Here is a 16,008-nt window from a genome sequence, read left to right as displayed (position 1 = left end):
TTTATTGAGAATCTTTGTAATGACGGATCAAAAGCTGTAAAACGTCTCCAAGAGTTAAAAGATTTTGCCCAGGTGGTGTTAATTCCTCTGCAAGTGCGCGAAACTCAGCATCTACATCCGGTCGAATAGCAAGAGTTATACGATTTATTTTTAAACTACGACGTTTAAATCGACCATCAACATGACCAGATTTTGTTAAAATAGGATCTTCTTGATTTGAAAAAGACGCATGTCGCGTTGTGAAACCGCTCTGTTGAGCAATTTTATCGATATCTTGTTTATCGCGTCTAGGAGCCTTTGTCTTAGGTTCTAAGTTAGAAAGATTATCTAAAACTTCAAACGTTGATTTACGCGTTTTAATCATTAAATTATCCCTTCAATTTTTAATGCCTGCACAATATCAGCTGTAACTCGTTCTGCATTTTCTACAGCAGATGCAGTATTTGATACGTCTTCTTTATCTAACTGATAAAGAGTGCAGCCAAAACCAAAAATAGAAGAAAAAGCAGCTTTATTCATCATGCCATGAGCTAAAACAGGAAGCTTTGCCTTAACTAGTTCTTTGCGAATTTCTTTTTCTTCACGAGTTTGAATAACTGAACACTTTGAAAACATAATGCGATAAGAAATATTATTTCTTCTTGCTTTTCCCTCACGAGCTATAAAAGTAATGACTTTCGCTGCTTCGCGACTGTCCAGTTTTGTTCCTGCCATAGGAATAATAACCATATCAGCACGACTAATAGCGTATGATGCAGTCATATTGGCTGATCCTTCAAGATCAACGATAACAAAACCATGCGTGCTTGCTGCTTCATCGATCGCATCTATAATAGTGTTTTCATTAATACCACCTTGAACATCTATGTTTGATGGATAATGAGGATTGGCATTTTGCCACCATTCATCAGCTATAGGTTGATTTGGATCAGTGTCAATTATTTTAACCTTTGATCCGTGATGCGCTAAGACCTGTGAAATGATGAGTGCTGATGTTGATTTTCCAACGCCTCCTTTTGTCGAACAAAATACGATTGTTGGCATATGTTGAAATTCCTACTTATGGTTTAAATATGATATACATATATACACCATATGCTTAATATATGATTAACATATAACTTACATACTTATGAAGTAAATTATATTTATATTATAAGTATACTGTATGTAAAGATCGATATCATAAACAATTTTATATCAAATACCATTACACATATCGTGTTATGTGGTTATGAGAAATTATCTAAAAGCTATGGTGTGTTATATAAGTGTTATAATAAGTGTTAAAGTATTTTAGAAATTACGTAAATATTTGAAATAATAAGGAAAAACTATTCTAAATTTGACTAAAAGGTTCCTGATAACACGAATAAAGGTTCCTGATAACACGAATAAAGGTTCCTGATAACACGAATAAAGGTTCCTGATAACACGAATATTTACAAATAATTTTAATAGCACAAAACTTGACAAATGCTTCTGGAAATCACAAAAATAACAGCATGGTTCCTGATAACACAAATGCTTTTGAACATCTCTTACCGGAGCGCCATCCGCAGCATGATCTTTTTATTTGTGATGTATCTGATGCCGTATTGAAAGATTTGATGGCGCATATGGAGCATCCCTTTTATTCTCTTTCAAAAAAACCAGAAATGACAGTGCGACGTTACGAAGATGACCGGGGAAACTGGTTGGAAGTGACACCAAGTTATAAGGGATTAGCGACCATCTATGACAAGAGTATTTTAATCTATTGCATCTCGCAAATCATGCATAAACTCAAACAGGGAGAAAAAGTTACTCCACGTGTTCGGATTAACTCCTATGAATTACTTGTCTTCACCAATCGCGGAACTTCAGGCCGAGATTACAAAGCTCTTCAAGATGCTTTGGAGCGAATCCGTGGTACAACAATTAAGACGAATATCAAAACAGGAGATGAAGAACAAACAAATATCTTCGGGCTAATTAATGGCGCTTCAATTCGTCGCAAGCATGGACTCGATGGCCGTTTGCTGTGGTGCGAAGTTGAACTTTCGGAATGGATATTTAATGCGATTAAAGCGCAAGAAGTGTTGACTCTTCATCGAGATTATTTCCGTTTGCGCAAACCACTAGAGCGGAGAATATATGAAATCGCGCGTAAATATTGCGGACGGCAAAACAGTTGGAAAATTGGGTTGTCGTTACTGCTAAAAAAATGTGGATCACAAAGTCCAGAAAAAAAATTCCGGCTTATGGTCAAACACTTGACTAAGCACAACCATTTACCTGATTACTATGTTGCTTATGATAAAGAAACAGATATGGTAATATTCACCAATCGTGGAACAATGTTAAAAAAATCCTCCCCACAGAATCTTGTTTTTGCTGCACTTGAAACAGAGACAATACAAAAGGCCAAGGATATGGCCCCTGGATGGGATGTATATTACTTAGAACAAGAATGGCGCAATTGGATGGCTGATGGCTGCTTCGATGCTCCACGTAATCCCGACAAAGCATTTATTGGCTTTTGTCGCAAATGGTTTGAAAAACACGGTTACCCCTAAATCCACTTTTTTCTTTATTTGTAAAATTCTATAAGGAATTATCAGAAATTTACTGTACGGTAAGCAATGCTATTTGACTATAGCATGAAAACGGTCAATGGTAAAATGCTTACCTAGATATTGATCTGTGATTATAATCTGCTCCATCTGAATCCTTGAAAATAGAGCGAATAAAGATAGCTATTTTATAGATACGGCATCGGAAATGGTGGTCGCTACCTCGTAAAAGAAGAAGATGGATTCGAAGAAACGGTTTTCTATCTCTTTTGTTTTTTAAGAACAATTATTTTACCTATCAAAAAAACACTTGCAAAATCTTATGTGGTCATCCAGAATCTACATAGGAATTCAAAATTCTCTTTTTTAAGAGTCTTCTGCCTAATTTTTTATCTTTCTAAGAGAAAATAACGTTGTTACGTAATAAAATTGGCATGTTTTACATGATACGACATCATACAATCAGATATGGCGAATAATTTTAATTACTAAATACATCTATGGATGTTATCATTTTAGAAATAACACCACTTGTGACTTGTATTATCCCAAAATAAATGGGTAGCATTTATTCATATAATTGTATTAAGATAAAAATCATTTATTTATTTAGCTGAATTATCAGTAAATTTTAAATTCGGAGTTAGAAATTATTTCTCTTTTATAAACAATAGATAATTAAACAATATGTTTAATATTTTTATAGAAAATATAACAATGAATATATACAATAAATAAAATATATAAACCACGAATTAAGCGCTTTTTAGTTAAAATAGTGAATAATTTTCTTAAAAAATAGTAGCAAAAATTATTTTTTTTATTTATGAGATGTGTAAGATCATATTAAAAACGGGGGATCTTTATGCTGAAAGTAAAAAATCGCTTGACTTATAGTCAAGCTCTACAAGAATTCACCACACTAGATAAACAAAAAAAATATTTAACCACAGTATTTATGTTGTTTATTTCACTGATCATGCTGAGCGATCCAGCATTTGCTCAGGGTTTCGATCGAGTTCAAAACTCTCTCGATAGGATAGTGGAAACTTTGACAGGACCTATTGCTAGATCCATTGCGATTATTGCTGTTGCTGGTGTTGGTCTTGCGTGGATATCTGGTTATATCGAAATGCGCAAAGCTTTCTTTGTTTGTGTTGGTATTGGCATCGTTTTTGGTGCACCACAGATTGTAGCAATGCTTGCTGCTTAATGGAGTTCATACAGTAGTGAGTATTTAAATACAGTAATTTAAAACTATGCAGAAGCACGAGCAACTAACAGAAGATACGTTATTTCTTGCCTGCACACGACCTGCTATGGTTGCAGGTGTTACAGTAGAAGCTATGGGGCTGAATGCTATGGCAACGCTTGTAATATTTATTATAACAAGCAATATTTTTCTTATTACATTCAGCTTCGTAGTGCATTTCATCATGAAAGAAACGATCAAACACGATCACAATAAGTTTCGTGTTCTTATAGCATGGCTTAATACACGTGGTCGTTCAAAAAACATCAATTTATGGAAAGGAACGAGCATTTCTCCATTACGGTTAATTCGTAATTATGAGGAATTGAAATGAAAACAATCCAACGCAAACGCGAACAACAACCAGAATCCGTCATACCTTATGTTCGCCATGTTAATTCCCATGTTATAGCGCTAACATCGCGAGCGTTCATGACAGTTATTGCTCTTGAAGGGATTAGCTTTGAAACGCTGGATATTGCGGATTTAAATATATCTCATGAACAATTAAATAATTTTTTGAAAAATATAGCCGATGAACAAATAGCACTTTACAGTCACATTATTAGAAGACGTGAAACAGTTTATCCAAATGGAACATTCAAATCAAAATTTGCACAGCAGTTAGACAACAAATATCGTCAAAGGATGGTATCTCAAGAATTATATCGTAACGATCTCTATCTTTCTATAGTGTGGAATCCTAGCGTTGATAAAGCTGGTAAATTAGTTGATTTTTTTAAATATTTGGGACGTACAAAAAAAGTAGAAACAGAAGTAGAGAAAGAGTCTCTGCGCAAAATTGAAGAAATTGCACTTGATCTCATGCAAGGTTTAGAACGATACGGAGCAAAAAGGCTTGGCCTTTATGAATATCAAGGCAATATTTTTTCTGCCCCGAGCGAATTTATTCATCAATTAGTTGGTGGTCGCCCTGAGCGTGTACCGCTTACATGGGGGACTATAGCATCAACAGTTTATTCAGATCGTGTTATTTTTGGTAAAGAAATCGTAGAAATTCGTCATGAGTCAAAGCAACGATTTGCGGGAATGTTTGGTTGGAAGGAATATCCAGCAAAAACAAAACCAGGAATGACAGATGGTTTGCTTACTGCTCCATTTGAGTTCATTTTTACACAATCCTTTGTTTTCAAGAGCAAAAACATTGCAAAAGAGATTTTGGGACGCAAACAAAATCAAATGGTCAATTCTATGGATCGTGCAGGATCACAAATTGTTGAACTCGATGATGCCCTAGATAATCTTGAATCAAACCGTTTTGTTTTAGGCGAACATCATTTATCATTAACCGTCTTTGCCGATACCACACAAGAACTGACGGATAATCTTTCAAAAGCCCGTTTTCGTCTTACAGATGGTGGGGCTGTTATCGCCCGCGAAGATTTAGGACTTGAAGCCGCATGGTGGGCACAACTTCCAGGAAATTATACCTATCGCACACGTTCTGGGGCAATTACAAGCCGTAACTATGCGGCACTTTCGCCATTTCATTCATTTCCGGTTGGAAAAATAGATGGCAATGAATGGGGACCAGCTGTAGCTCTTATGAAAACATCAGCTGGCTCACCTTTCTATTTTAATTTTCATTTTGAGGATTTAGGAAACACTTTTGTTTGTGGTCCGTCTGGTTCTGGAAAAACCGTTATTGTCAATTTTTTATTAGCACAGCTTCAAAAACATAATCCTAATATGATTTTTTTTGATAAAGATTATGGAGCAGAACTGTTTGTTAGAGCCAGCGGTGGCACATATATGCGACTGAAAAATGGCGTACCAACAGGCATAGCACCACTAAAAGGATTAGATTATAGTAACTTATCAAATAGAATATTCCTACAACAATGGATCACAAAACTTGTTTCTTCTGAAGATCACACAATAAGTGAAGCCGAGCGGCAAGATATTTCCGCAGCGGTTGACCAATTAGCATTGTTACCAAAAGAACAACGCACAATATCAGCTCTACAAATGTTTTTCGATATGACACACAGAGAAGGTATAGCCGGACGTTTAGAGAAATGGCGTAAAGATAATGCATTAGGATGGGTATTTGATAATCACGACGATGATATCGGTATTAATTCAAAGTTTATCGGTTATGATATGACCGACTTTTTGGATAATAATGAAATTCGTCCACCATTAATGATGTATCTCTTTCATCGCATACTTGAGCTCATTGACGGTCGTCGTATTATCATTGTTATTGATGAGTTTTGGAAAGCATTAGAGGACGATTCGTTTAAAGCATTTGCACAGGACAGGTTAAAAACGATCCGTAAACAAAATGGTTTAATGCTCTTTGCGACACAATCTCCCAGAGATGCTTTAAATTCGACAATTGCACATACAATCATAGAGCAGTGTCCAACACAAATATATTTTCCTAACCAAAAAGGAAATTATACTGATTACGTGGAAGGTTTCAAATTATCGAAACGAGAATTTGATATTATACAAACAGAATTAACGCGAGAATCTCGACGGTTTTTAGTAAAACAGGGTCATGGCTCTGTTATTGCCGAACTGAATTTACGCGGATTTGATGATGAAATCGCCATTTTAAGCGGAAAAACAAAAAATCTTGAACTTCTAGAAACTATCATCAATGAAGTTGGTGACTCCCCTGATGAATGGCTGCCTATTTTTCAAGAAAGGCGGAAATTATGAAAAATATTTTATTAGGGGCGGCAATTTATTCAATTTCTTTTGGATTAGTACCAAGTTTATCTACGGCAGCCATAAATACTTCTAATCCAGAAGCTGTTAAAAGAATATCTGAACCATTAATTGAGAATCAAAAGAAACTTCAGAAATTAACCACTCAAATTAATGAAATGAAAGAATTTCATGGTTCTTTAGATGAAACCGACAATTTATTCAAGTTCCAGACTCAAATCGATAACTTACCGTCTGACTTTAACAGTTTTGAACAGTTGCTCAATGGTAATAACAGCGATCCCACAGAATGGAATAAAAAACATTTATATCAAAAACCACTAGGTGGTGCAGGTTCAAAAGAAGCTATTGATGCTTTTTATAATCAAGAAGTCGAGAAAGCGAAAAAACGTATCCAAGGACAAGCAGCAATTGCTGAGGACACCTACAAAGAAATTATTGCAACAAAAGAAAATATTGACAAACTCCTTGAACAACTCAACAACGCAAAGACTGATGAAGAAATTCAGGGGTTTAAAATACAATTAGCGTACTTACAAACGCTTTTACAAATGCAAACCCTACAAATGCAAGCGGCCGCTATGATGCAAAAAGCTCAAGAAAAAGCAGCTGAGATACGCAAAGAAGAAGAGCTTAAAACGCGATACAAAGATTATGCAAAACAAATCCGCAGCAGACAATCCTATTGAAAATAGCATTCCCAAGAAGAGGAGATAAATTATGCACAAAATAATTATAACAACTACGCTTCTTTGTGCAGGGCTTGTTGTTTTTGGATGTGCAAAAAATACATACAGTGTTGCAAACTTTAAGCAAAATAAAGAATTGCTCAATGAGTGGTTAAAAAAATGTGGACCCTCAGAAGAATCCGCAGAGTGCCAAAATGCACGATTAGCAGATCATGAACTCAGTAGAGAAAATATTCAAAAAAATATGGCAATACTTTATGAACGTAATAGAATCTACGAAGAAGAAGTAAGAAAAGCAAGAGAAAATTAACGTTTGTAAATATACAAACTAAATAGATAAAGGGGAATAGCCTGTAATGGCAAATACATTAAGTACATTCACTATCTTTAGTGACATCAATGCAAAATTGATGCAGACTCTTGTATTCACTTTGGATCAAAGTATTGCAGGTCTTACATCTTCTTTATCCGCTCCAATTGCAGCAAGCGCGACAATCTATATTATGTTTGTTGGTTATAATGTCATATATGGTCGTTCTTCTATGCCATTATGGGACTTTGTAGCAACAGCTGTAAAACTAGCCATCATTATTACATTGGTAACACAAGCCTCTAGCTATAATATTTGGATCAAAGATATATTTTTCACTGATCTTCCTAACGCTATTACAAGTACTCTCGGATTATTCAATATAGAGAACAATATATGGGATTATATACTTAGTAATGCTTTTTCAAACATTTTTGATACTGTATCTGAAGAAAGTAAGATGTGGTCTATTGTTGTGTGGATTGCAGGCATCTGCTGTATGATAATTGTTAGTTTATTTTGTGTTATTGGTTTTTTCGTCTCAATTTTCTCTAAAATTGGTTTATCATTCGTTTTATCATTAGGGCCACTTTTTATAAGTCTTTACATGTTTGCAATAACAAGACGCTTTACGGAAGCCTGGATAGGTCAAATCGTAAAATTCATTATTTTACAAGTGTTGGTGGTTCTGCTTGGCGGTTTATATCTTGATCTGGCTCTAAATATCTTCCAAAAGAATATTATAGATATTTTTTATACTTTTGTTGAATTCTTCGTTATTGGTTCAGGTGGAGCTTATCTTTTTATCAAATTACCTGGTCTTGCATCAGCTTTAGCTTCTGGTGGTGGTGTAGCTTTTACAGGAACGGTTCGTACAATTGATAGTACAAAAAAAGATCCCCCAAAAGGCGGCCATGAAATTAGCCTTTTAATATCAAAATTACGAGGGAAAAAATAGCTTACTTAAAACGTTTGACTAAATGCGGGGAAAATAAACGTGCTACTTAAAAAAATTGGAATAATTTTACCGTTTATCTACTTGAGCGGATGTGCGTCGTCATCTCAAAACATCGAAGGAAAACAACAAAGCAACTTAAACAGCGTAGAATTATTATTGCCAAAATGTGATGGAAGCGCTCGGCGTCCACTAAACAAGTCGATGTGGAATTGGGAAGCATACAATTCATCTACTTCTTCAATAAGTGATACAAACATACAACCATCAACCTCACGATGACAGGTTAGATATTTTTTTGGCTAAAAGTTTGACATCTAAAGAGATTAAGTCATACAAAAATTGTGAGAGAGAAAATGAAAAGAAATGACGTGGGACGATATATTTCAGAAGCTCGATCCTTCGATCAAGATCGAATTCTCATGTCGCGCCGTATTACCCGTGCTTCACTTATTATTGCTTGTGTAGCTGTTATCATTGCAATTGCGTCATCATTAGCTGTGATAATTCTCGTGCCTCTTAAAACTGTTGAACCATTTGTCATACGTGTTGATAATTCAACGGGCATCGTTGAAGTTGTTGAAGCACTTAAAGAAGGTACTACAAACATTGATGAAGCCGTTACACGCTATTTTGCTGCAAAATATGTTCGTACTCGTGAAGGATTCAGTGCAAGCGAAATGCAACATAATTTTAAAGTAGTTTCCCTTTTATCTTCTACTGAAGAACAAAATAGATTTGCGCAATGGTATGGAGCGAACAATCCACAAAGCCCACAATTTTTATACAAAAATGCGCTTGTTACGATATCCATAAAATCAATTTCGTTCATCAATAAAAATGTAGCACAAGTTCGTTATTATAAAACAATTCATAATCATGATGGTAGTAAAGAAGTCATCACGCACTGGGTTTCAATACTTACTTTTAAATACGTACAGATTCCAACATCCATGCAAAATCGTTTGATAAATCCTCTTGGTTTTATCGTTTACGAATATAGAACCGATCCAGAAGTGGTGAATTAATGATGAAGAAAGCTATATTTTCTCTTTTTCTCAGTATTTTTGCTCTTTGTTCTTCTCATCATTTAAGTGAAGCGCGTGTTCTTCCTACACGTGCTTCCGGTGATGATCGAATTCGCTTTGTTAATTATGACTCTTATAATGTCACAAAAATTATTGGATCTATTCGGTCATCAGTGCAAGTAGAATTTTCCTCCGATGAAGAAATTGCACATATAGCTATTGGCAATAGTGTTGCATGGGAAATAGCACCAGCTGGAAATATTGTTTTTCTTAAACCACGAGAAGTTCAACCTATTACAAATTTACAAATTATAACAAAACGGCAGGATAACTCAAAACGCTCTTATCAATTTGAATTGATGGTGCAAGATGGTGAAATTTCACCAGAAAATGAAACTTATTTCCTTGTAAAATTTTGTTATCCAGAAGATGAAGCAGAAAAACAACGAATTGAAGCTCAATTAGAAAAAGACAGAAAACAAGCTTTGCGTGCAGAAGAATCTCTTGATATCAATGAGCAATATGGAGCACGAAATTGGGCCTATACCGCTCAAGGAACGATCTTTCTTGAACCGTCATCAGTGTATGACAATGGAAAAACAACAACTTTTGTTTTTTCCGGCAGTCAAGAAATTCCTGCTATTTACATGATTAACACTGATGGTCAAGAATCTCTTGTTTCTAAAACAACAAAAGGCAATATAGTCATTGTTCATGCTATCGCTCCTCAATTTGTTCTAAGACGTGGACGAAATTTTTTATGCATTTTTAATGAAGCCTATCAGCTACATGGGAATAATCCAGGAACTGGAACAACTTCGCCATTCGTTGAACGCAAAATTGCCACAGACCTTTAAAAGGGAAAAGATACCGAAGAAAAATGAACGAAATTTTTTATGCATTTTTAATGAAGCCTATCAGCTACATGGAAACAATCCAGGAACTGGCATAACTTCACTATTCGTTAAGCATAAAATCATTATAGATCTTTAAGGGGAAAAGGTAAGAAAAAAATGCGGGATAATAATATTGATGAAGTCATCTCTGAAGATCGCGGAACAATTAATGATGGCCGTAATAATAATGCGAGCAAACAACAAACAAAAATAATTGTAGGGATAGCCTTTGCAGGATTTTGCGGTTATATACTCTGGAGTATGTTATCGACACCACCTACATCCGATGATGTAGTGGCATTACCTAAACCACAACAAGAATTACAAAGATTTAATGTTTCACCAGCCCCTTTAGAATTAGCTCTTCCTACGCCAGTCGATCAAATTGTATTACCATCAACATCACCAACCGAAGATATTGACCCGTTACTTGATGCAGCGCGACGTGCTCCAGTTTTAGCTTTTACTGGCAAATCTGGCTTTCAGTCAAATAATGCAGCAACAAAAAATTTTGCAGACAATGAAAACTCTAATAAAGATACGCAAGGGTTTTCTACTCGTTTAAAGATTACACAAACAGAAAACACAAAAGCCGAATTAATGGGCAATAGAAACTTTATCCTTGCTATGGGCACATTTATCCCGTGTATATTAGAAACACCAATAAACAGTGCTTTACCAGGCTTCACAAGCTGTACTGTGAATCATGATATTTTATCAGACAATGGTCGTGTTGTGCTTCTTGATAAAGGCACTCAAATTATTGGAGAATATCGAAGTGTCATCAACCAAGGACAGACCCGATTTTTTATCCTTTGGATAAGAGCAAAAACACCAAACGGAGTCATTGTCACCCTTGCATCGTCAGCCATAGATGATATAGGTAGAGCAAGTTTTAACAGTGCGATTGACACCCATTGGTGGACCCGCTTTAAATCAGCATTATTAATATCTACTATCGATGACACATCTGTATACCTAACAGGGGAAATAGACAACAATGTTCAAAGAAAAAGTGTAAGCAATTCGAAAAGAACATCGGCCAAATTTGCACCTGAACATCAAATTAATACCCTTTCAACTTCAAGAAAATATCAAGGTGAACTTATCAATGTTTTCGTCGCAAGAGACTTAGATTTTTCATCAGTTTATAAATTGTCTGTTACTGAGACAAAAACAAATGTCTTTAGACGCGTGAACTCAAGAAATTCATCTACTCAGCTTCCAATTCAGCAAAAGTAAAAGTTATGTCAATATCACAAAAAGTCGATCAAACTAACATTGTTTTAACGAAGTTAAAGCTCCTTGATAAATATTTAAATGATGAAAATTTATTTGAAATCGTTGTCAATCGTCCTGGTGAAGTGATGGTTGAAGGACCTCATGGATGGCAAACTCATGAAATAAAAGAACTGACATATAGTGAGCTAGAAGGCATAGCAAAAGTTATTGCAGCCTATACAACACAAAAAATCGGAGTAGAAAACCCTGTCCTTTCGGCAACCCTTCCAAACAATGAACGCATTCAAATTGTCATGCCTCCTGCGAGCGCACCCAATACAATCAGCATGACAATTCGTAAACCCTCATTGCGAAACTTTTCTCTTGAAGAACTTAATGAAAAAGATTTGTTTTCTGTTACTGAAAGTATCAGTTTTACACCTCTTGAACAAATGGCTAGGCGACTAAATGAACTTACTTACAACGAAAAAGAATTAACGAGATCGTTTATTGCTAGAGATTTTAGCAATTTTTTATCAAGAGCTGTTGTTGCACAACAAAACATTCTCATATCCGGCAAAACTGGATCGGGCAAAACGACACTTTCTAAAGCATTGATCGCAAAAATTCCTGAAGATGAAAGAATTCTAACCATTGAGGACACCCCAGAACTTGTTGTTCCGCATGCCAATAAGGTGCAATTGTTTTATTCAAAAGATAATCAAGGATTAGCAAAAGCTGGAGCTAAAGAACTTCTTGAATCTGGGTTGCGTATGCGCCCCGACAGAATTCTTTTGCAAGAATTGCGTGATGGTACAGCTTTTTACTATATCCGCAATGTTAATTCTGGCCACCCGGGATCAATCACAACCGTTCATGCTTCATCAGCTCTTTCGGCTTTCGAACAAATGACTCTTCTTGTTAAAGAAAGTGAAGGCGGAGGAGATTTAACACGTGATGATATTCGTAATTTATTAATTTCAATGATTGACGTGATTATCCAATGCAAACGTATTGAAGGAAAATTTCGGGTTACAGAAATCTATTATGATCCATTTAAGCGTAGAGATTCCTTTTAAAAGATTTTAATTATCTTGTTATTTCCTTTGCTTGAAGGTTTATATATGGTGTCAATACCGATGAGCAGGATTTACCTTGACAGGATGGCATTATTGAAGCGGCTAAGGCCGTTGATTTCCATCACTGGCACCTATCACGAGAAGGTGGAAAATTGGTACTGGTTCAGATCATCGTCTAGCGTCTAGCGTCCAATCCTTCTTTTAATGGAAACACGTTCATAGCCAGATCGATGATTATTTAGCTTATTAGATTTGTCCAGCACATCAAATTCAGATTTTTCAAGGTCGGTAATAGGAGTGGTAACTACGTTTCAAAAGCAACTGCGATGGCTTCCATTATCTTTAAGGAAGGATTAGCTTTGCTTGTTGTCAGGTTAGAAATGAACGCGAGAGAAATACCAAACCGCTGCGCGAGTTTTTTAACTCATGCGCTGTTCATTTAAAATGCACTGTCGTTAAAATAGCAGAAATATGCAAAGCTATTGCTTTAGAATGCCATAATATTATATTATTATATAATCCTAAAAGGAAAATATGAGGATATTATGCACATAACAAAGCTACGTAAAGTCGGAGGTTCTGTCATGCTTTCAATACCACCAGCATTGCTTGATGTCCTTGATTTCGTTGAAAATACTGAAGTAGGGTTGGCAGTTGATAATGGATGCTTAATTGTGAAACCACAAACCTATCCAAAGTATACTCTCGACGAATTATTAGCTCAATGTGACCATTTGACTGATTTTGATGAGGAAGATATGAAATGGCTTAATGCTAAGCCTATGGGAAAAGAGCTGTTGTAATGAAGCGAGGCGAAATTTGGTTAGTCTCACTTGATCCAACTTCTGGTTATGAGCAAAAAGGAACACGTCCAGTGCTGATTGTATCACCGGAAGCTTTTAATCGTGTTACGAAAACACCTATTGTTTTACCTATCACAAGTGGTGGAAATTTTGCTAGAACAGCTGGTTTTGCTGTCTCATTGATGGGAAGTGGATTGCGTACAACGGGGATTATACGCTGTGACCAACCACGAGCCTTAGACATAGGAGCACGCAATGGCAAAAAAATAGAAAGTATTTCACCTGTAATCATAGATGATGTTCTAGCAAAACTATCAACATTTCTTGTTTAAGTTACTTCCAAAACGGCAGGATACTTTCTCAAAATCTCAATTACCTTATTGTTCTTTTTGACAGAGTGCATACTGTAGTTTTTTGTTTTTATCTTTATCAACTTAGATAAACTTTAAATGATTCAAGCCAAGTGAAGAACTTCCCTTCTATTGAACAAAATAGATTGTTGGCATATGTTGAAATTCCTACTTATGGTTTAAATATGATATACATATTTATTGCGTATGTTAACTATATGTACAAAATATGTATTAAATATTAAAAACATATAACATACGATACACAATAACTTAAAAAAACTACGTCGAATACTTTCAACTTTATTGTTGCGGATCATATTTTGCAGATTATGTAATAATGGCATGTTCCATTTTCTCCGTTTTAGCATTCTCTATAGCGTACAAAACCTCCGGTGAAAGTTTAAACAAATCAAGTGGCACAGTCTAATCTTTAGCAATATATGTCATAAGTATACGCATGCACAGCGTCAGATATGGTTAGACTCGTGGCGTTAATATTGCCTTTAGCCTCATTATTTTAATAGTATCTGGCACATTTACTTTAAACTCCTAATCGATATTATCGTATTTTAACAAAGCATAAGCCTTTGGTGAGGAGGTGGCAATTGAAAATAAGCGAGCACAATGGCACGAATGAGAACAACGAAATAGCTGCATTTATAAACTGTGATAATGAAGATAGAAGCTAGATCAATATATATAAATACCTTAATGGCCACATGGCGGTTATGTATGAAATGTTAAAAGAAGAAACGGAAAAATTTATTTCGTTCTTGGGCGACTAAAACACAGAAATCACTTTTTCTAGACTAATTCATTGGCCTGTTTGCGTTGAGCCATTGCCCACACCCGTTTAACTTGACTTTCACTACATCCAGCTAATTTAGCCGTTTTCTTTATACTATGTCCTGCGGTACGCAATGCCACAATCTGATCATGCATAGCATGATCTGTCTTCCGACCAGTATATTTTCCGGCTTTTTTTGCCAACTCTACCCCTTGGCGTAACCTTTCTCGTCGATCTTCATAATCATCTCGAGCCATCTGTAAAGCTAACTTCAAAAGCATGTCTTGGACGGATTCCAAAACAATCTTTGTGGTACCATTAGTGTCAGCGGTCAATTCGGATAAGTCGATCACGCCGGGCACTGATAACCGTCCACCGCGTTCTCGGATTGATGCAATCAGACGTTCAGCCTCCGGTAATGGTAAGCGTGAAATGCGATCGATCTTCTCAGCTACAACAACATCGCCCGGTTGCAAATCTGCAATCAAACGCAGTAGTTCGGGTCGATTAGCGCTCGCTCCTGATGCTTTTTCGCGGTAGACGCCAGCGATATAAAAGCCGGTGGCTTTTGCATCTTCGATAATGCTGGTCTGTCGAGTTAAATCCTGTTCATCAGTACTAACGCGCATATAGACCCTCGCAATCTTCATAGTATCCTCCTAGTCAATTTAAGTATACTTAAATTGACTATTTTATCACAGACAGCCAAAAATAGAATTAATGAAGTCTATTTGTCCATGTCCTTTTTAACTAGTTAAAATAGCCTAGAAAATTTCCATAGGGAAAAACCAACAGATTTCCAAAATCAAAAGCTCTAATATTGTATTGTATTCATCTACAATAACAATTGTGTTTTTATGAATCTTACAGCCTATATAAAAAAATCGAAAAGGGAATCTGCCTTACGATGAAGCACAGCAGGCAATAGCATCTCATTATGCACGATTAAGTAATCTAGATACATCTTGTTTAACAGCAGTTGAAAAATCTGTTATTAATATACGAAAAGAAAATATGAAAATAGTATGGAAACTTTATGAAAAGATGCAGCAACATCTCCAACTATCTAGGGAAATCAGATAATAAAATTATCTCGAAAAAAACTTTCGCTCTAAACTAATGCAGGTCAGCTGATGCGTATCACACAACTACGCTTTGGCTTTTGATGCTGCATATACTGCCATCCGCGCTTGATTTTGATATTTAGATCATTGAAATCTGTATTACCACTTACGGCATTCGCGGCCTCTTGAATTTTGACTTTGCCATTTTGTACTTCGGTTCGTTTTTAAGCGCGCCTAAATTTCTGTTTCGAATAACTCTTGGAAAGTCGCCCAAAGATGCATATTTTCCTCTCCATTCTCAAACTTTATGAGATAG

At 35.8% G+C, this 16,008-nt stretch carries 16 protein-coding genes and 1 pseudogene; 13 read left to right on the top strand and 4 right to left on the bottom strand.

Features of this window, described 5'->3' with window-relative positions:
• Position 1: 1 nt before the first annotated feature.
• Positions 2-364 carry a hypothetical protein gene (locus tag NPX98_RS06495; RefSeq protein WP_269023340.1) on the bottom strand — a complete coding sequence of 121 codons (363 nt, stop codon included), beginning with the start codon at positions 362-364 and terminating at the stop codon, positions 2-4.
• Positions 364-1,044: a ParA family protein gene (locus NPX98_RS06490; RefSeq protein WP_269023339.1), complete on the bottom strand. Its 681-nt coding sequence runs from the start codon at positions 1,042-1,044 to the stop codon at positions 364-366. Before NPX98_RS06490 ends, NPX98_RS06495 begins: the two co-directional genes overlap by 1 nt.
• A 425-nt stretch (positions 1,045-1,469) precedes the next feature.
• Between NPX98_RS06490 and NPX98_RS06485 the strand changes: the two genes are divergently transcribed.
• The 11 genes from NPX98_RS06485 to virB11 all read left to right on the top strand — a co-directional run bounded on the left by NPX98_RS06485 (position 1,470) and on the right by virB11 (position 12,685).
• A complete protein-coding gene (locus NPX98_RS06485; protein WP_269023338.1) occupies positions 1,470-2,558 on the top strand; it encodes a replication initiator protein A in 1,089 nt (362 codons plus the stop codon).
• 862 nt (positions 2,559-3,420) lie between these two features.
• The gene (locus tag NPX98_RS06480; protein WP_269023337.1) at positions 3,421-3,768 is read left to right on the top strand and encodes a TrbC/VirB2 family protein; all 348 of its coding nucleotides are present in this window, start codon (positions 3,421-3,423) and stop codon (positions 3,766-3,768) included.
• 46 nt (positions 3,769-3,814) lie between these two features.
• Positions 3,815-4,141, top strand: coding sequence for a type IV secretion system protein VirB3 (locus NPX98_RS06475; protein WP_269023335.1), 327 nt, complete (start codon positions 3,815-3,817; stop codon positions 4,139-4,141).
• A complete protein-coding gene (locus NPX98_RS06470; RefSeq protein ID WP_269023334.1) occupies positions 4,138-6,498 on the top strand; it encodes a VirB4 family type IV secretion/conjugal transfer ATPase in 2,361 nt (786 codons plus the stop codon). Before NPX98_RS06475 ends, NPX98_RS06470 begins: the two co-directional genes overlap by 4 nt.
• Entirely contained in the window at positions 6,495-7,196 is a 702-nt protein-coding gene (locus NPX98_RS06465; protein ID WP_269023332.1) for a type IV secretion system protein, read from the top strand. The genes NPX98_RS06470 and NPX98_RS06465 overlap by 4 nt, the downstream gene beginning before the upstream one ends.
• A 31-nt stretch (positions 7,197-7,227) precedes the next feature.
• Positions 7,228-7,506: an EexN family lipoprotein gene (locus NPX98_RS06460; protein WP_269023331.1), complete on the top strand. Its 279-nt coding sequence runs from the start codon at positions 7,228-7,230 to the stop codon at positions 7,504-7,506.
• Between the two features lie 46 nt (positions 7,507-7,552).
• A complete protein-coding gene (locus tag NPX98_RS06455; protein WP_269023330.1) occupies positions 7,553-8,464 on the top strand; it encodes a type IV secretion system protein in 912 nt (303 codons plus the stop codon).
• A gap of 353 nt (positions 8,465-8,817) precedes the next feature.
• The gene (locus NPX98_RS06445; protein WP_269023329.1) at positions 8,818-9,489 is read left to right on the top strand and encodes a virB8 family protein; all 672 of its coding nucleotides are present in this window, start codon (positions 8,818-8,820) and stop codon (positions 9,487-9,489) included.
• Between the two features lie 2 nt (positions 9,490-9,491).
• Positions 9,492-10,346 carry a P-type conjugative transfer protein VirB9 gene (virB9, locus tag NPX98_RS06440; protein ID WP_269023342.1) on the top strand — a complete coding sequence of 285 codons (855 nt, stop codon included), beginning with the start codon at positions 9,492-9,494 and terminating at the stop codon, positions 10,344-10,346.
• A gap of 156 nt (positions 10,347-10,502) precedes the next feature.
• Entirely contained in the window at positions 10,503-11,627 is a 1,125-nt protein-coding gene (locus NPX98_RS06435) for a TrbI/VirB10 family protein (RefSeq protein ID WP_269023328.1), read from the top strand.
• Positions 11,628-11,632: 5 nt separating this feature from the next.
• The gene (gene virB11, locus NPX98_RS06430) at positions 11,633-12,685 is read left to right on the top strand and encodes a P-type DNA transfer ATPase VirB11 (protein WP_269023327.1); all 1,053 of its coding nucleotides are present in this window, start codon (positions 11,633-11,635) and stop codon (positions 12,683-12,685) included.
• A 304-nt stretch (positions 12,686-12,989) separates the two neighbouring features.
• On the opposite strand, the pseudogene NPX98_RS06425 reads toward virB11, so the two are convergent.
• Positions 12,990-13,094, bottom strand: a pseudogene (locus tag NPX98_RS06425) (hypothetical protein); the annotation flags it as partial.
• Between the two features lie 136 nt (positions 13,095-13,230).
• On the opposite strand from NPX98_RS06425, the gene NPX98_RS06420 reads away from it, so the two are divergent.
• Together NPX98_RS06420 and NPX98_RS06415 are read left to right on the top strand one after the other, a co-directional pair.
• The gene (locus tag NPX98_RS06420; protein WP_269023325.1) at positions 13,231-13,488 is read left to right on the top strand and encodes an AbrB/MazE/SpoVT family DNA-binding domain-containing protein; all 258 of its coding nucleotides are present in this window, start codon (positions 13,231-13,233) and stop codon (positions 13,486-13,488) included.
• Positions 13,488-13,820, top strand: a complete 333-nt coding sequence (locus tag NPX98_RS06415; protein WP_269023323.1) for a type II toxin-antitoxin system PemK/MazF family toxin — start codon at positions 13,488-13,490, stop codon at positions 13,818-13,820. Before NPX98_RS06420 ends, NPX98_RS06415 begins: the two co-directional genes overlap by 1 nt.
• Before the next feature lie 825 nt (positions 13,821-14,645).
• Here NPX98_RS06415 and NPX98_RS06410 read toward each other — a convergent pair.
• A complete protein-coding gene (locus NPX98_RS06410) occupies positions 14,646-15,278 on the bottom strand; it encodes a recombinase family protein (RefSeq protein ID WP_269023322.1) in 633 nt (210 codons plus the stop codon).
• Between the last annotated feature and the right edge of the window lie 730 nt (positions 15,279-16,008).

Origin of the sequence: Bartonella sp. A05 (assembly GCF_026930145.1) — a bacterium.
Classification (GTDB): domain Bacteria; phylum Pseudomonadota; class Alphaproteobacteria; order Rhizobiales; family Rhizobiaceae; genus Bartonella.
Note: the sequence above shows the minus strand (reverse complement) of the source record. Positions and strands in the feature narration are given on the sequence as shown.

Coding starts and splice junctions, on each gene's coding strand:
- NPX98_RS06480 (WP_269023337.1), top strand. CDS start 3,421: ATGCTGAAAGTAAAAAATCGCTTGACTTATAGTCAAGCTCTACAAGAA.
- NPX98_RS06460 (WP_269023331.1), top strand. CDS start 7,228: ATGCACAAAATAATTATAACAACTACGCTTCTTTGTGCAGGGCTTGTT.
- NPX98_RS06465 (WP_269023332.1), top strand. CDS start 6,495: ATGAAAAATATTTTATTAGGGGCGGCAATTTATTCAATTTCTTTTGGA.
- NPX98_RS06415 (WP_269023323.1), top strand. CDS start 13,488: ATGAAGCGAGGCGAAATTTGGTTAGTCTCACTTGATCCAACTTCTGGT.
- virB11 (WP_269023327.1), top strand. CDS start 11,633: ATGTCAATATCACAAAAAGTCGATCAAACTAACATTGTTTTAACGAAG.
- NPX98_RS06490 (WP_269023339.1), bottom strand. CDS start 1,044: ATGCCAACAATCGTATTTTGTTCGACAAAAGGAGGCGTTGGAAAATCA.
- NPX98_RS06475 (WP_269023335.1), top strand. CDS start 3,815: ATGCAGAAGCACGAGCAACTAACAGAAGATACGTTATTTCTTGCCTGC.
- NPX98_RS06420 (WP_269023325.1), top strand. CDS start 13,231: ATGCACATAACAAAGCTACGTAAAGTCGGAGGTTCTGTCATGCTTTCA.
- NPX98_RS06435 (WP_269023328.1), top strand. CDS start 10,503: ATGCGGGATAATAATATTGATGAAGTCATCTCTGAAGATCGCGGAACA.
- virB9 (WP_269023342.1), top strand. CDS start 9,492: ATGAAGAAAGCTATATTTTCTCTTTTTCTCAGTATTTTTGCTCTTTGT.
- NPX98_RS06495 (WP_269023340.1), bottom strand. CDS start 364: ATGATTAAAACGCGTAAATCAACGTTTGAAGTTTTAGATAATCTTTCT.
- NPX98_RS06445 (WP_269023329.1), top strand. CDS start 8,818: ATGAAAAGAAATGACGTGGGACGATATATTTCAGAAGCTCGATCCTTC.
- NPX98_RS06410 (WP_269023322.1), bottom strand. CDS start 15,278: ATGAAGATTGCGAGGGTCTATATGCGCGTTAGTACTGATGAACAGGAT.
- NPX98_RS06455 (WP_269023330.1), top strand. CDS start 7,553: ATGGCAAATACATTAAGTACATTCACTATCTTTAGTGACATCAATGCA.
- NPX98_RS06470 (WP_269023334.1), top strand. CDS start 4,138: ATGAAAACAATCCAACGCAAACGCGAACAACAACCAGAATCCGTCATA.